Raw genomic sequence first — 15,537 nt, 5'->3', positions numbered from 1 at the left:
TTAAAATTAAATTTTTAGTTTTTAATTTTAAAATAAATTAATATATTAAATTAATCCTTCGTATCCTTAGGGCGGAAGGAACAGGGGACTTCCGATTGTCCCCTTTTTCCTTCCCCCTAAGAACCCCCATCTTTATAACCCCTTAACCGGCCCTTGCAGGGAGCAAAATTAGAAAGAAACTAAAGTTTCTTTCGATTTTTAATTTGATTAGCCAAATTTAATAAAAATATATACCAAAAATAAATAAATTCTAAGTTCATTACAAGAGAAAAAATAAACTCACTAACGTTCAAACAATTTTTTCTCTAATAATTCACTTGAATTTATAGTTATTTTTAAATAGCAGTCAAACTTTTAAAAATTGAAAGAAGCGAAGCTTCTTACAAGAAAAGCTCCATGCAATGGTCGGTTGCAGGGGGGGCAAAAAAGAGGGGGGTCGTTAGGGGGAGAAAAAAGGGGGAGAATCGAAACTCCCCCATTTTCTCCCCCTAACATTACGAAGTATTAAAATTTAATAATAATTTAGTATATTATAAAAAAAATTAAAAAGTCTTTTATTAATTTCTACAGAAATATATTAAGCCCTAAGTCCGCTGATAATATTTTTAATAAATTTTTTCCAACAACTGAGTTTCCTGATTTATCTAGCCTTGGTGAATAGACACAAATTCCGCATTTGTTTGGAACAATTCCCAAGATTCCTCCGCCTACTCCAGATTTTGATGGGATTCCTACTTTCATCAAATACTCACCACTTGTTTCATACATCCCACATGATGCCATTTGGGCTATTGTCATTTGGACTATGTTTTGAGGGACAATTAAGTTTGATGAGTAAATATCAAATCCTTCATTTGCAAGGATTGCCCCAAATTTTGCAAGGGATTCTACATTTGCACCTATTGAGCAAATTCTTACATATAAATCCAAAACTTCATCAGCGTTTTGGTCAAAAATATTTTTACTTTTTAAATAATAGGCAATGGCCCTGTTTCTGTCTGTTGTTGAAATTTCTGACTCATAAATGTCTTTCATAAAAGTAAATTCAGAATTTTGGCTCATTTGCCTTATAAGCTCCATCACCCTATTAAATTTTTCTTCCTTATTTTCCCCATAAATCATTGAAGTTGTTGTGATTGCTCCTGCATTTATAAATGGATTTGCAGCTCTTTGATCTATTGGAATTAAAGAATTAAACTCATACCTAGTTGGCTCTGTTCCAACTTTTGAAAAAACTTCTTCAATGGTATTATCTTTTAGGGCCATCATTAGGGTAAAAACTTTTGAAATTGATTGAACTGAAAATATTTTTTCACTTTCTCCAAAATTATAAACATCTCCGCTAGTAGTCACTATTGATAGGGCAAAGGAATCCTCGTCTACATTTTTTAGCTCTGGTATGTAGGAGGCAACTTCTCCAACTCCCTTGTATCTTTTTGCCTTATCTATACACTCTTCAATTTTTACTTCTATATCTTCTCTTTTCATAAACATACTTAATCACCTACTTATAAAATTCTATAAAATACTTACCCTTTTTGATATAATTATAATTAAGAAAATAAAAAGGAGTTTTTTATGCTTATTTTAGAAATTTTAAATGAAGATAAGTGGCTTGATGATTATAAATTTTTTAAAGATTTTAAAAATTCATCTTATTATGAAACTTTGCTTGATACATACCAAAATTTAAATACGGATATTCTTTATAAAAGTCGTATCCATGGCCAAGGCCACATTGAAAGGGTGATTTTGCTATCTCTTCTTTTGTCCTTTTATTATAAATTAAATAAAAATGATACGGATATTTTAAGATATGCAGCCTCTCTTCATGATACTAAAAGAGTGGATGATTCTTATGATACCGAACATGGGTATAGGGCTGCCCTTTATTCCATTGATTATGCAAAAATAGATGAAAAAGATAAAAATATTCTCCAAGCAGTTCTTGCTACTCACTCAAGATCTGATAAAGATATGGATAAAACCATAGAAGAATTTTTTGTAAAAGATATGGATAGGGCAAGGTACTTGTCAAAACTTTTTAAGGATGCAGATGCCCTCGATAGGGTAAGACTTGGGGATTTAGACCAAAAATATTTGAGAAATGATTTTTCTCATGACTTGGTAGATTTTTCTGATAAATTATTTGAAAAATATATGGAAAGACAATGAAAGAAAACTCTCTAAAAGAAAAATTATCGATTTTATCAATTTCTTTAATTTTAACTAGCAACAGCATAATTTCAGGAAGCCTAGTCTATATCCAACAAGCCTTTAATCTTACAAGAAATCAGGCTGAATTTATAATAACTCTTTCAAGTTTTACTGTAATGATTTTTATATTTTTGGCAGAATACATTGCCCTTTGGCTAGGCCTTAAAAAAACTGTTCTATTAGGACTTTTTCTTGTTGGACTTAGTGGGATTTTTCCTGTAATTTTTAAAACTTACCCTGCCATTATTATGTCAAGAATTATCCTTGGAGCAGGTCTTGGAATGTTTAATGGTCATTCGGCAAACTATATAAATTTACTTTACCATGACAATAAAGAAAGGACCAAACTTCACGGACTTAGAAACGCAGCAGAATTTACAGGGCAAATAATCCTTTTTACCCTTGCAGGAATTCTTGTGAAAATTAATTATATCTATACATTTTTACTTTATACATCAGCTTTTTTGATAATGATATTTTTTAAAATAAATGTTAGCGATGTAAAGATAAAAAGAGAAAGGGCAAAAATTAATTTTAACCCTAATGTATTTTTATTTATAATTTTTGCCATGGTAGTTTTATTAAATGCAACTTCTATGACGATGAGATTTCCTTTTGTGGCAAGTTTAAGTAGAGGAATGGATGTAAATACAAGTTTTTATTTAAATTTTGTTCCAATAGTTGGGATGGTTTCAGCCTTTTTATTTACACCAATAAATCTTAAATTAAAAAATAAGACCATATTTTTTGGCCTTAGCTTTTATCTTTTGGCAAATTTATTGATAGTTAATTTTGAAAAAAACCTAATAGGATTTTTGCTTTGTATATTACTTTTAACCTTTGGCCAATCCATGTGCATGCCCTATATTTTTGCAGAAGTTCCAAGATTTGTTAAGGGGCATAGCTCAAGAATCGCAACCAATTTAATTTTTATAGGATGTAATATAGGAGTATTTATGGCTCCGATTTTTATGAAAAATATAGACAAAATCCTAAACACAAGTTCACTTTCAAAAGGCTTTATAGGATTTGTAATAATTTATTTGATTTTTATAGGAATATTTTATAGGAGAAGAAAAAAATAAGGTGATGTGCAGAATAGCTAAATCTATTCTGCGACATCACCTTTTCTTATTTAAAATAAACATCCTTATATTTATCATCTTTTTCAAATTTATTTCTTATATAAGGGCAGGTTGAAATTATTTTTTTATTATTTTCTCTAGCATATTCTACTAATTTATCCACCAATTTTCCTGCAATTCCTTGGCCACCATATTCCTTATCAACTTCAGTGTGGGGAGCATCTATCAAATATCCCTTATTTACCAAACTTATAAAGCCAATTTTTCTACCACCATCAAAAACTTGGACTTGATTTTCTTTTTTATCAATTTTATATTCCATAATATCACCTCTTTTTTTCTATACCCATAATTAATTATTTATAGGAAAATATTTGGGTATAAATATCTACAGAAGGTGAAAATTTATAAAAATAGAAAGGAATTTTATGAAAAGAGAATTTAGTTATGGTTCAATTATTTTACTTGAAATAATTTTGGGAATTATCTCACTGGGATTATTTTTCGCATTTGGAGAAAAAGCCAGTGATAGTATTATTTACAACCTAATAACATCAATTATTACATGGATTGGATCATTTTTGATAGCCTCTGGCCTAATCAATAATAGGAAGGGAAGTGTTGGAGATTATTTTAACCAAATCCATAGACTTGATAAAAAAGCAATCCTAGTTAATCTTATACTAATCGGTCTTACAATTTTAATCACAGGAGTTTTTGGTGGAGGGGCAGCCTTTTTAGCCTTAAAAGATAATCCAACAAGTTTTATGTCAATGGGAATTGTAGGAGCTCTTCTTTCAACCTTACTTGCACTTTTTACAACCTATGCAAACCACATTGTTGCAGATCCAAGAAACAAAGACCAATCAGTAGGAGAGGCATTCAAAAGTGTATTTTCAGTTGGTAAAAAATTATTAGCAAAAACAATTCTAACATATTTAAAATATTTTGCCCTACCAATTATAGTTATGATTGCAATTTCTGCAGCAACAATAATGCACGCAGATTCATTTGAAGCTATAATGGGCCTTACTTTTATAGCAATGTTAGTATTTGCTATATACTTTTTAGTAATATCTCCTATAGTTTTGGCAAGAATTGCTGATAATTATTTAGATTTAACAGGAGATATAGAAAACAATTATGAAGAAATTGAAAACAATAATGACTTTACTATAAGTAGAAATTTATAAAAAAAATATAGGAGGGACCTCCTATATTTTTTTATTTAAAATACTTGTTGAAATAAAAATTGAAAGAATCAAAACGCCTACATCACCAACAATGGCAAGCCACATTGGGCCATAACCAAGTAGGGTTAAAATCAAAAGAATTATTTTTGTAAGCATAATAAAAACAAGATTTTTCTTGGCAGTCTTATCTACAATTCTTGCAATTTCCATCAAATCTTTTAATTTAGCATAAGATTTATCAGAAATAATTATATCGGATGCATCAATAGCAAGGTCAGATGCTCCTTGGCCCATGCTAATTCCAACATCGGCATACTTTAAAACAGGCCCATCATTAATCCCATCACCCACAAAAACAATTTTGTGGCCATTTTTTTGCTCATTTCTTACAAGATCTAATTTTTCATTTGGTAAAAGCCCGCCTGCATAAGAAATAGAAAGCTCCTCTGCCAAATCTTTTACTGCCATTTCGCTATCGCCAGATAAAACTGCAATATCAGAAAATTTACTTCTTAAATAATCTATAGTTTCCTTGGCATCATCCTTAATCCTATCTTCCAAAAGAACCTTACAAACTAAAATATCATTTATAGTCATATAAATTGCCTTGTCTTTTGAATCATCTTCTATATTTACAAAATCTTTTGAACCTATTTTTATTTCTTCATTTTCATATGTTTTTGCCCAAATACCAAGACCATTTATACTTTCGCTGGCTATAAAATATGAAGGATTGTCCCTTCTTCTTAAATCTTTAACTATGGCTCTTGCAATTGGATGGTTGGATAATTTTTCCAAATTATACAAATAATCCAAAATCAAATTTTTATTATAATCAGAATAATAAATAATATCTTTTACATCAAAATCCCCATAAGTGAGCGTCCCTGTCTTGTCTGTATAAAAATAATCAGCATCTATCAATTTTTCAAAATATCTAGCCCCCTTAACAAGGATTTTATTTTTGCTACAAAGACCAAGACCTGAAACATAGGTTAGGGGAAGGCCAATCACTAGGGCACATGGACAGGAAAGAATCAAAAAACTTCCTGCCATTTTTAAATAAGAGGCAAAATTTCCAAACAAAATTGGAGGAACCACAGCTAGAAAAACTGCTATGGCAACAACAAAAGGTGTATAGACCTTGGCAAATCTTCTGATAAGTTTTTCACTGTCAGATTTTTCCTTAGGAGAATTTTTAATCAAGCTAATAATCTTATAGGCAATAGACTGATCAAAAACTTTTTGGACCCTGTATTTTATAATTCCAGTTTTTAAAATAGAAGAAGACAAAACCTTGCTATTTTCTCTCACATCAACTGGCATGGACTCACCTGTCAAAGAAGAAGTATCCAAAAGTCCCTCTCCATCAACAACTATTCCATCAAGTCCAATCCTATCACCATCCTTGGCAAGGATTATATCGCCAACATTGATTTCATTTATACTTATCTTAGAAAAAGACCCATCAGGATTTTGTCTATCAAGTTTTTTTGGAACAATGTCAATAAAGGACTTAATATTTTTATCTGTCCTATCATTAGCAAGATTTTCAAAAACTTCTCCCAAAGAAAACAAGAGCATAATCACACAAGCCTCTGTAAAATTTCCCATAAAAAAGGCTGCAAAACTTGCTATAGTCAATAGAAAATTTTCATCCATCATATTTCTTTTAGAAAAAGACTCAATAGCCTCCAAAAAAACATCCATTCCCAAAAAAAGATAGATAAAAAGAAAGCCAGTCACAACATAAGACTTATTGCCAAAAACTTTTCTAATATAGGTCATAAGGCCAATTAATATAGCAAAATAAACCAGCCTAAAAAGTTCTCTTTTCCTATCTTTTTTCATATCTTTAAATATTTCCATAATATATCCTCTCATTAGATTTTTAAAATTATAAAAACCTACCTATCCTCATACAAATGTTCCAAACCAAGTTTAATAATAAATTTCACATGCCTATCAGAAAGAGCATAAATCATAGCCTGGCCGTCTCTTTGACTTTTGACTAAATTTGAATCTTTCAAATACCTAAGCTGATGACTTATTGCAGATTGGCTTAAATCTAATTCATTTGAAATTGTATTTACATTTTTTTCATTATCAAATAAGGAAAATAAAATCCTAATTCTTGTCGAATCAGAAAAAACCTTAAACAAATCTGCCAAATCAAATAAATCATTATTAGAAACATTTTCAAATGATTTTTCCATACTCCCTCCAAAAATTATATTCACAAAAAATTATAGCAGAAAGGGGGATTTGTGGCAAGATTTAAGGCTTTGAATCCCTAGTAAATAAGTTGAATTTAAAAAGTGAAAGTGTATATTGGAAAAGACGAAAACAGATATAAATTATTAAAAAATTACTTACATAAAGGAAGTGTAAAATGAAAGAAAATAAATTTGTTATAAAATCAGACTACACTCCAAAAGGAGACCAACCTCAGGCAATAAAAAAACTTGCCAACGGAATAAAAGAAGGAAAACACCACCAAATCCTCCAAGGAGTTACAGGTTCTGGTAAAACTTTTACCATGGCAAATATAATACAAGAAGTTCAAAGACCAACCCTTGTCCTTGCCCACAACAAAACACTTGCCTACCAATTATTTACAGAATTTAAAGAATTTTTCCCAGACAATGCCGTTGAATATTTTGTTTCCTACTACGATTATTACCAACCAGAAGCCTATGTTGCTGCAACTGATACCTATATTGCAAAAGATTCATCAATCAATGATGAAATAGATAAACTAAGACACTCAGCAACTATGAGTCTTTTTGAAAGGCGAGATGTAATAATTGTGGCCAGTGTTTCTTGTATTTACGGATTGGGAGATCCAGAAGAATATAAAAAATTAGTTTTATCATTAAGACCAGGCCAAGAAATTTCTCCAGAAGAAGTTATGAAAGAATTAATTGAAAGACAATTTGTAAGAAATGATTTTGATTTTTCTCGTGGAACTTTTAGAAAAAGAGGAGATGTTCTAGATATTTTCCCAGCAGGAAACGATGAAAAGGCCATAAGGATAGAATTTTTTGGAGATGAAATTGATAGAATTTCTGAATTTGATTCCTTAACAGGAAAAGTTATAAGTCACATATCCCACGGCTACATTTATCCTGCCAGCCATTACGCAACAACTGCCGAAAAAGCAGAAGCTGCTATTGTAACAATAAAAGAAGAATTAAAGGAAAGATTAGCTGAGCTTGAAGGTGAAAATAAATTAGTAGAGGCCCAAAGACTTGAGCAAAGAACAAATTATGATATAGAAATGTTAGAAGAAATTGGATTTTGTTCAGGAATAGAAAATTATTCAAGGCACATGTCCCAAAGAGAGCCTGGCTCAAGACCTGCAACCTTGATAGATTATTTCCCAGATGACTTTGTTCTTTTTGTTGACGAATCCCACGTTTCGATTCCCCAAGTAGGAGGAATGTATGAGGGAGATAGGTCAAGAAAACAAAACCTTGTTGACTATGGCTTTAGACTCCCATCAGCCCTTGACAATAGGCCTTTAAAATTTAAAGAATTTGAAAAATTAATAAATCAAACTATCTATGTTTCAGCAACTCCGGGCCCATATGAGATGGAAAAAACTGGTGGAGAAGTTGTAGAACAAATCATAAGACCAACAGGTCTATTAGACCCATTAATAGATGTGAAACCAGTAGAAAATCAAATTGATGATCTTATAGAAAATATCCACCAAACAATTGAGAAAAAAGAAAGGGTCCTTGTCACAACCCTTACCAAAAGAATGGCAGAAGATTTGACCGATTATTTATCAGAAAATGGAATCAAGGTAAAATATCTCCATTCAGATATAAAAACGATAGAAAGAAGTGAAATAATTAGAGATTTAAGACTTGGAAAATTTGATGTTTTGGTAGGCATTAACCTTCTTCGTGAAGGGCTCGATTTACCAGAAGTTTCCCTAATTGCAATTTTGGATGCAGACAAGGAAGGATTTTTAAGAAGCGAAACTTCTCTTATCCAAACCATAGGAAGGGCAGCTAGAAACTCAGAAGGTCATGTAATAATGTATGCAGATAAAATTACAAGGTCAATGAAAAAAGCCATTGACGAGACCGAAAGAAGAAGAAAAATCCAAACAGAATTTAACAAAAAACACGGTATTACTCCAACCACAATCAAGAAAAATATTTCAGAAATAATCCAAGTAACAGAAAAAGCAGAAAATGCAAGCGAAGAAAAAGAAGAATTCTCACCAAAAGAAATCGACAACATCCTTATAAACTTAGAAACAGAAATGTATGCTGCTGCCGAAGAACTAGACTTTGAAAAAGCAGCCTCACTGAGAGATCAAATAGCAAAAATGAAAAGAGAATTTGCAGGCGTATAAAATTCAAAGAAATTTAAAAAGTATTTTATTCCAAAATAAAAAAAGTAGAAATAAAGTAATATTTTTATGATAGAAACAACAAACTTTAACCCATCTCGACTAGATAAATATGCCTTGATTTGGCATATTTATCCCTAAAACTAAGTGCGAAAGCACGAATAAGTTTGCGAAGCAAACGTGTTTTAGTGTGAGTGAAACGAACGCATGGAGAGATCTCATAATTTAAACTTATCAATTAATTTATTTTTTCTAGATATTTAGGAAATTTAACCAAATAAATAAAAAAAATGAAAAGAGAATTTGCGGAGGTATAAATGAGTGAAAATAAAATAGTAATAAAGGGGGCGAGGACCAATAATTTAAAAAATGTTGATCTGACCCTTCCTCGAGATAAAATGATTGTATTTACTGGACTTTCCGGATCGGGAAAGTCCACCTTGGCCTTTGACACAATTTATGCCGAAGGTCAAAGAAGGTATGTAGAAAGTCTATCATCCTATGCCAGACAATTTTTGGGAAATTTGGACAAGGCGGATGTAGATGCAATAGAAGGACTTTCACCATCAATTTCAATCGACCAAAAAACAACCAACAGAAACCCAAGGTCAACTGTTGCAACAGTAACAGAAATTTATGATTATTATAGATTATTATTTGCAAGAATTGGAGATGCCTATTGTCCAGTTTGTGGCAAAAAAATCGAGGCCCAATCAATTGACCAAATGGTTGATAGGATTTTAAAACTTGAAAATAAAACAAGAATCCAAATACTTGCCCCAGTAGTAAGGGCTCAAAAAGGTCAACACAAAAAGAAACTTCAAAATATCCAAAAAATGGGATATGTAAGAGTAATGATTGACGGCGAGAGATATGACATAGAAGAAGAAATCGAACTTTCAAAAACTAAAAAACACGACATATCAATAATTGTCGACAGGATTGTCATAAAAGAAGGAATAAATTCAAGGCTTGCAGATTCCTTAGAAACTGCCCTTGAACTTACCGATGGACTTGTTCAAATAAATGTAATAGATGGAGAAGACTTTATCCTATCATCCAAACTTGCCTGTCCAGACGGCCACGTTTCCCTTCCAGAAATTACACCTAATATGTTCTCCTTCAATGCTCCCCAAGGTATGTGTCCTGAATGTAACGGACTTGGATTTCACTTACAAATTGATCCAGACCTTGTAATTCCAGATAAAAATCTTTCCATAAATGAGGGAGCAATAGACCCATATGCCACAAGTGGAAAGGGAACCTATTATAACGAAATGATCAAGGCTATTGCCAAAAACCACAAATTTTCCCTAGATGAGCCAATAAAAAATGCTCCAAAAAAAATGATAGATGAAATTTTATATGGAACAAAAAAAGAAGTTTCCTTCACATTTGACAGTCATTTTTCTGGAAGAAAAAATTACACTGGCCATTTTGAAGGGGCAATCAAAAACCTATCCGATAGGTACGAAAGAACAAATTCCGATGCTCAAAAGAAAAGAATGAGAGGCTTTATGAGCGAGGAAGAATGTAAAAGCTGTCATGGTCATAGACTAAAAGATGAAATTCTTGCCATAAAAGTCGACGGCAAATCAATTTCAGAAATTGCAAATATGTCAGTAGATAAAACTATAGAATTTTTTGATAATTTAAAACTTTCACCAATGAAAGAAAAAATTGCTGAACTAATAATAAAAGAAATAAAGGCAAGGGTGAAATTTTTACAAGATGTAGGTCTTGGCTATCTTTCACTTTCAAGGTCTGCCTCAACCCTTTCAGGAGGAGAAAGCCAAAGGATAAGACTTGCAACCCAAATAGGATCAGGTCTTGTTGGAGTTTGCTATGTTCTAGATGAGCCATCAATAGGCCTTCACCAAAGAGATAATGATAAATTAATAAAATCCTTAAGAAACTTAACAGATATAGGAAATACCTTAATAATAGTAGAACACGATGAAGATACCATGAAAGCTGCAGATTATCTTGTAGATATTGGACCCAAAGCAGGAGTCCACGGAGGAGAAATTGTTGCAAAAGGATCTCTTTCTGATATAAAAAATTGTAAAAAATCAATCACAGGCGCCTATCTTTCAGGAAAAGAAAAATTCCAGTACCAAAAGAAAGAAGAACTTGGGACAAATATATAGAAGTAAAAAACGCTAGACAAAATAACTTGAAGGGAATCGACGTAAAATTTCCCCTATCAACCTTTACAGCAGTAACGGGAGTATCAGGATCAGGAAAATCTTCCTTGGTAAATGAAATTTTGTACAAGTCTGTAACCAAAAAATTAAATAAATCCAAAACCCACCCAGGAAAACACGACTCAATCGAAGGGGTAGAACAAATTGACAAAATAATTTCCATAGACCAATCCCCAATAGGAAGAACACCAAGGTCAAATCCTGCAACCTACACAAAATTATTTGACAATATCAGAGACGTTTTTGCCATGACAACCGAAGCAAAAATGAAAGGCTTTGACAAGGGAAGATTTTCCTTTAATGTAAAAGGGGGAAGGTGTGAAGCTTGTAAGGGGGATGGAACAATAAAAGTTGACATGATGTTTTTGCCAGACGTTTACGTTCCTTGCGAAGTTTGTCACGGACAAAGATATAACAGAGAAACCCTAGAAGTAAAATACAAGGGAAAAAACATCTCAGAAGTTTTGGACATGACAGTAGAAGAAGCCCTCAAATTTTTTGAAAACCACCCATCAATAGTAAGAAAATTACAAACACTCTATGACGTTGGACTTGGCTATATAAAAAATCGGTCAACCATCAACAGAACTTTCCGGAGGAGAAGCCCAAAGAGTAAAACTTGCAAGCGAGCTTGCAAAAAGATCCACAGGCCAAACCCTATACATTTTGGACGAACCAACAACAGGCCTTCACATGGCAGACGTCCACAAACTAATAGAAGTTTTAAACAGACTAGTCGACCAAAACAACACAGTTGTAGTAATAGAACACAACCTTGACGTAATAAAAGTAGCCGACCACATAATAGACCTAGGGCCTGAAGGTGGAGATGGCGGCGGAGAACTTTTAGTAACAGGAAGTCCAGAAGAAATAGCAAAATGTAAAAAATCCTACACAGGGCAATTTTTAAAAAATATACTTTAATAATTTTATAGTATTAAAAAAATTAAAAGATCACCTTTGGGTGGTCTTTTTAAATTATTTGTAAAATTTTTTAATAATAAAAATACAAGATATTTTGTAAAAGCACACTGTTGTATATAACTAAAAAATTTTGTAGCTATACTTTGTTAGAGTATAAGAGTGAGAGGGAAGTTATGAAAAATTCGAAGAAGATGGCAGAAGTCATCTAAAAAGAAAAGAGCGTTAAGTGAGGAGAAAATCCAAAATGTGGTACAAGAAAACTATCATTAGATTGGTTTAATATATGCTAGGATTTTCATTAATAATTGCTCCAGGTTCATTAAAAGCAGCAAAAGAACAAGTAAGTCAGGAAACAGTAAAAGAAGAAATAGCCGAAGTTAATGAAGAATTCAAATTAACAGATGCTCAAATTCAAAGACTAAAAAAGCTAATTTTAAAGATGCAGAAATAAAAGTAGTAGAATAAAATATCAAACATTTATTGTATGTGAAAATGCTAGTGGAAAATCTGACAATGTTCAAACAGGTGTAGAATCACTTGCAGGTACTTTAGCAACTTTAACAGCAGCTATGGGTGGATTATTTGCTTCTAAGAAAAAGAAAAGAAAATAATTTTTGAAAAATTGATTGACTGAGGGAACCTTGATTTATTCCTGATATTAAATATTTATTTGATTTTTCTTAAATTTAAACAGGCTTCAAATGAGGGCCTGTTTTTTTATATATTATGGAAGATTTTTATATTTGTAATAAAATTTAATCTAAATTTGAAATAAAATCAATAATAATTTAGAATTATTCATTTTATTAGGCAAAATAAATGAAAATATAAATAAAACGATAAATTTTTCTCAAATATCTATTGATTTATAAATAATAAAGGAATAAAACGACTTTAGGAATTGAAAGTATTTGATTTAAATATATCAATCTTTACAAGATTTTATAAGCATATGTTCTATAATTAGTTTTATATGCGAATAAAAATCCAGGAGGAAAAACATATGGAAAAAAATGACATTTTAAAAAGAATCATTGAAGAAAAAAGTTAAATGGTTCTAAAAAGAAACCAAAATATGCAACAAGAAAATTATCAATGGGATTAGTTTCTTGTATGCTTGAATACGCACTTTTAGTATCTCCATCTTCAGTTGAAGCTGCTGAACTTGATAGTAATAATCAAGTAGTAGCAGAAGAAGCAGAAACTAAAGAAGAAGCTATAACAAATAATGAAAATGTAGCTGAAGAAGAAAAAGTAGAAAATATAGAAGCACCTGCTGAAGAATCAGTAGAAGAAAAATCAAGTGAAGAAGCAACTCCACAAGAAGCAAGTGAAGAAGATAAAAAAGAAGAAAATGCTTCAGAACTTGAAATGGCTGAAGAAACTAAACCAGAAGCTGTATCAGCAGATCCAACTGAAGAAGATGCCATTACCAATGTAGAAATTACAATTGGTGGAGCTAAAAATGGCGAAAAGACAGAAATAGTAAATCCAACCGCCCTACCTGAAAGAACAAATGGTGGAAATACAGATATTAACCTTGAAGCAAGAGTTGACTTTGATATCCCTGAGGGAACAAAAGCAGGAAAAACTTTTGACTTTGTAGTTTCAGATAATGTAAATCTTCATGGTGTTTTAAAATCAGAAGAAGAAGGCCAACCTGTAGTTTTTGATGGTGAAGAAATAGCAACTGCAGAAAGGTTAACAGACGGTAGAAACGGATACAAATATACTTTTAATGAAAAGGTTGATGGTCTTAAAGACATCAGAGCAAGAATTATCTATCCATTACTCATAGATCCAGACAAAGTTCCAATGGGTACAAAAGAATATGAAATAGGAGAAGATGGTAAATATGTTTTAGATGGCGAAGGCAATCCAGTACTAAAAGCAGATAACAAAGAAAAAGTTTCTGTAACAGTTGCTGGTAAAACTGCAAGCAAAGACTATACTGTTGAATATGAAAGTGAAGTTTTTGATATAAAATCTACTGGTCCTACTCTAAGCGGTATTTCTGATATTGACAAAGTAGATGATAATAACTATAACCACACTATTTATGTAAACCCAACTGCAGACCAATTGCTTAACGGATCCCATGTAACAGTTCAAAACGAAAAGGGCTATAAAACAGTAACTTTTGATGAAGAAGTTAAAAATTCTGTAAAAGTTTATAAGGTTAAAAATCCTAACAAATTACCACTAAGTTTTGGTAATAAATTTGATGATGGAAATTACGAAGATGTTACTAATAAGGCTGAAGTCAGATTAGTAAAAGATGATAACAACGCTGATCTTAGTAAATTAGTTGTAGATGTTAAGCAAGGTAACACTAACGAATCAATGCCTTTTGACAATAAAGATTTTGATAGTTCTGTATATGTTGTAACATATACAGGAAAGAGAACTCCAAACAAGGCTTTTAAAACTAATACTATCTTCACAGCAGATTGGAGAAAGGCTAACGGTAATGCTAAAAATCTATCAAAATTAGGAGACCAAAGCTGGAAATGGACAAATGAAATTGTAATAGACGATGCAGATGCCATAGCTATAGCAAACAGAACATACAGTCTTGGAGATAAGGTTTGGGTTGATGCCGATAATGACGGTTCACAAGGAGATAGTGAAAAAGGTCTTGCAAATGTCAAAGTTATCCTTAAGGGAATCAACATCTCCGATAAGGAAACAAAAACAGATGCTGACGGTAAATACAAATTCGAAGGCCTAAAGAACGGCGAATACACAGTAGAATTTGAAATTCCGGCAGGATATGCACCAACAACAGCAAAAGCTGAAAATGTAAAAGATGAAAAGAATTCTGATGCAAGCCAAGCAGAAGGAGCAAAAGTAGCCACAGCAACAGGTATTATCAACGGCGCAGACAACATGAACGTTGACTTTGGAGTAATTAAAGTAGCTAAAGGAACATTCACAGAACACCACATATACAAAGAATACAAAGATGGAGAACTAATAAACACCTCAAAAATAGATATAGACAAAACTGAAGGAACAGAAAAAGAAAGCTTCACAACATCAGCAAAACCAAACGGAACAGATAAAGACAAAAAAGAAGGTTTCAAATTAGTTCCAGGAGAAATCACAAAATCTAACGAAATAACAGAAAAGATTGATGGTTCAGCACCAGTAAAAGCAAACTATATCAACGACAAAAACCTTGAAGTAACTTATGTATACAGAAAAGACACAAAATCTTGGACACCAATAGAAGAAAAAGGAAAATTCCAAGAACACCATATCTATATTACAAAAGATAAAAATGGCAAAGAAATCAAACGTGATGTAGTACCTGGCAAAGTAAGTGGTGGTACAAAAGACATGACTTACGAAACTGGTAAGAAAGAAAAAGACGGCTTCAAATTTGTAAGAACAGAAAATCCAGTAGAAAACCCAACTTACAACGAAAAAGGTGAAAGTACAACAGGAAAATTCAAACCAGGTGTAAAACAAGAAATCACTTATGTTTATGAAAACACAAAATGATTGGACACCAATAGAAGAAACAGGAAAGTTCCAAG

Annotated in this window: 13 protein-coding genes; 9 read left to right on the top strand and 4 right to left on the bottom strand. The window is 32.0% G+C overall.

Going from position 1 to position 15,537, the window contains the following annotated elements; all coding sequences use genetic code 11:
- Positions 1–564 precede the first annotated feature (564 nt).
- Positions 565–1,494, bottom strand: coding sequence for a glutaminase A (gene glsA / locus ANHYDRO_RS01595; protein ID WP_004812810.1), 930 nt, complete (start codon positions 1,492–1,494; stop codon positions 565–567).
- 84 nt (positions 1,495–1,578) lie between these two features.
- Between glsA and ANHYDRO_RS01590 the strand changes: the two genes are divergently transcribed.
- Together ANHYDRO_RS01590 and ANHYDRO_RS01585 are read left to right on the top strand one after the other, a co-directional pair.
- Positions 1,579–2,175, top strand: a complete 597-nt coding sequence (locus ANHYDRO_RS01590; protein WP_004812809.1) for a hypothetical protein — start codon at positions 1,579–1,581, stop codon at positions 2,173–2,175.
- On the top strand, positions 2,172–3,302 hold the full coding sequence (locus tag ANHYDRO_RS01585; protein WP_004812808.1) for an MFS transporter: 1,131 nt from the start codon (positions 2,172–2,174) through the stop codon (positions 3,300–3,302). The genes ANHYDRO_RS01590 and ANHYDRO_RS01585 overlap by 4 nt, the downstream gene beginning before the upstream one ends.
- Positions 3,303–3,348: 46 nt before the next feature.
- Here the strand turns inward: ANHYDRO_RS01585 and ANHYDRO_RS01580 are convergent, their stop codons facing one another.
- The gene (locus ANHYDRO_RS01580; RefSeq protein ID WP_004812807.1) at positions 3,349–3,624 is read right to left on the bottom strand and encodes a GNAT family N-acetyltransferase; all 276 of its coding nucleotides are present in this window, start codon (positions 3,622–3,624) and stop codon (positions 3,349–3,351) included.
- A 106-nt stretch (positions 3,625–3,730) separates the two neighbouring features.
- Between ANHYDRO_RS01580 and ANHYDRO_RS01575 the strand changes: the two genes are divergently transcribed.
- Positions 3,731–4,495: a hypothetical protein gene (locus ANHYDRO_RS01575; RefSeq protein WP_004812806.1), complete on the top strand. Its 765-nt coding sequence runs from the start codon at positions 3,731–3,733 to the stop codon at positions 4,493–4,495.
- 21 nt (positions 4,496–4,516) lie between these two features.
- Here the strand turns inward: ANHYDRO_RS01575 and ANHYDRO_RS01570 are convergent, their stop codons facing one another.
- On the bottom strand, positions 4,517–6,364 hold the full coding sequence (locus ANHYDRO_RS01570; protein WP_004812805.1) for a heavy metal translocating P-type ATPase: 1,848 nt from the start codon (positions 6,362–6,364) through the stop codon (positions 4,517–4,519).
- A 38-nt stretch (positions 6,365–6,402) separates the two neighbouring features.
- Positions 6,403–6,711: an ArsR/SmtB family transcription factor gene (locus ANHYDRO_RS01565; RefSeq protein ID WP_039913729.1), complete on the bottom strand. Its 309-nt coding sequence runs from the start codon at positions 6,709–6,711 to the stop codon at positions 6,403–6,405.
- Between the two features lie 176 nt (positions 6,712–6,887).
- On the opposite strand from ANHYDRO_RS01565, the gene uvrB reads away from it, so the two are divergent.
- From uvrB to ANHYDRO_RS01550, 6 genes are all read left to right on the top strand, one after another.
- A complete protein-coding gene (gene uvrB / locus ANHYDRO_RS01560) occupies positions 6,888–8,867 on the top strand; it encodes an excinuclease ABC subunit UvrB (protein ID WP_004812803.1) in 1,980 nt (659 codons plus the stop codon).
- A gap of 314 nt (positions 8,868–9,181) precedes the next feature.
- Positions 9,182–11,014: an excinuclease ABC subunit UvrA gene (uvrA, locus tag ANHYDRO_RS01555; RefSeq protein ID WP_004812802.1), complete on the top strand. Its 1,833-nt coding sequence runs from the start codon at positions 9,182–9,184 to the stop codon at positions 11,012–11,014.
- A 26-nt stretch (positions 11,015–11,040) separates the two neighbouring features.
- Positions 11,041–11,850 (top strand): excinuclease ABC subunit UvrA, encoded by an 810-nt coding sequence (locus tag ANHYDRO_RS11070; RefSeq protein ID WP_004812801.1) that lies wholly within the window; start codon positions 11,041–11,043, stop codon positions 11,848–11,850.
- Positions 11,765–11,995 carry a hypothetical protein gene (locus ANHYDRO_RS11065; RefSeq protein WP_262359390.1) on the top strand — a complete coding sequence of 77 codons (231 nt, stop codon included), beginning with the start codon at positions 11,765–11,767 and terminating at the stop codon, positions 11,993–11,995. Before ANHYDRO_RS11070 ends, ANHYDRO_RS11065 begins: the two co-directional genes overlap by 86 nt.
- 283 nt (positions 11,996–12,278) lie before the next feature.
- Positions 12,279–12,446 carry a hypothetical protein gene (locus tag ANHYDRO_RS09830; protein WP_004812800.1) on the top strand — a complete coding sequence of 56 codons (168 nt, stop codon included), beginning with the start codon at positions 12,279–12,281 and terminating at the stop codon, positions 12,444–12,446.
- A gap of 644 nt (positions 12,447–13,090) precedes the next feature.
- Positions 13,091–15,502, top strand: a complete 2,412-nt coding sequence (locus ANHYDRO_RS01550; protein ID WP_004812799.1) for an SdrD B-like domain-containing protein — start codon at positions 13,091–13,093, stop codon at positions 15,500–15,502.
- The last annotated feature ends 35 nt before the right edge of the window (positions 15,503–15,537 follow it).

It is taken from the genome of Anaerococcus hydrogenalis DSM 7454 (assembly GCF_000173355.1).
GTDB classification, from domain to species: Bacteria; Bacillota; Clostridia; order Tissierellales; family Peptoniphilaceae; genus Anaerococcus; species Anaerococcus hydrogenalis.
This window is presented reverse-complemented; position numbering and strand designations above follow the sequence as displayed.

What these genes read in the sequence shown, in the direction of transcription:
- uvrB (WP_004812803.1), top strand. Translation starts at nt 6,888, where the DNA reads ATGAAAGAAAATAAATTTGTTATAAAATCAGACTACACTCCAAAAGGA.
- ANHYDRO_RS11065 (WP_262359390.1), top strand. Translation starts at nt 11,765, where the DNA reads ATGGCAGACGTCCACAAACTAATAGAAGTTTTAAACAGACTAGTCGAC.
- glsA (WP_004812810.1), bottom strand. Translation starts at nt 1,494, where the DNA reads ATGTTTATGAAAAGAGAAGATATAGAAGTAAAAATTGAAGAGTGTATA.
- ANHYDRO_RS09830 (WP_004812800.1), top strand. Translation starts at nt 12,279, where the DNA reads ATGCTAGGATTTTCATTAATAATTGCTCCAGGTTCATTAAAAGCAGCA.
- ANHYDRO_RS01570 (WP_004812805.1), bottom strand. Translation starts at nt 6,364, where the DNA reads ATGGAAATATTTAAAGATATGAAAAAAGATAGGAAAAGAGAACTTTTT.
- ANHYDRO_RS01575 (WP_004812806.1), top strand. Translation starts at nt 3,731, where the DNA reads ATGAAAAGAGAATTTAGTTATGGTTCAATTATTTTACTTGAAATAATT.
- ANHYDRO_RS01580 (WP_004812807.1), bottom strand. Translation starts at nt 3,624, where the DNA reads ATGGAATATAAAATTGATAAAAAAGAAAATCAAGTCCAAGTTTTTGAT.
- uvrA (WP_004812802.1), top strand. Translation starts at nt 9,182, where the DNA reads ATGAGTGAAAATAAAATAGTAATAAAGGGGGCGAGGACCAATAATTTA.
- ANHYDRO_RS01585 (WP_004812808.1), top strand. Translation starts at nt 2,172, where the DNA reads ATGAAAGAAAACTCTCTAAAAGAAAAATTATCGATTTTATCAATTTCT.
- ANHYDRO_RS01565 (WP_039913729.1), bottom strand. Translation starts at nt 6,711, where the DNA reads ATGGAAAAATCATTTGAAAATGTTTCTAATAATGATTTATTTGATTTG.
- ANHYDRO_RS01550 (WP_004812799.1), top strand. Translation starts at nt 13,091, where the DNA reads ATGGGATTAGTTTCTTGTATGCTTGAATACGCACTTTTAGTATCTCCA.
- ANHYDRO_RS01590 (WP_004812809.1), top strand. Translation starts at nt 1,579, where the DNA reads ATGCTTATTTTAGAAATTTTAAATGAAGATAAGTGGCTTGATGATTAT.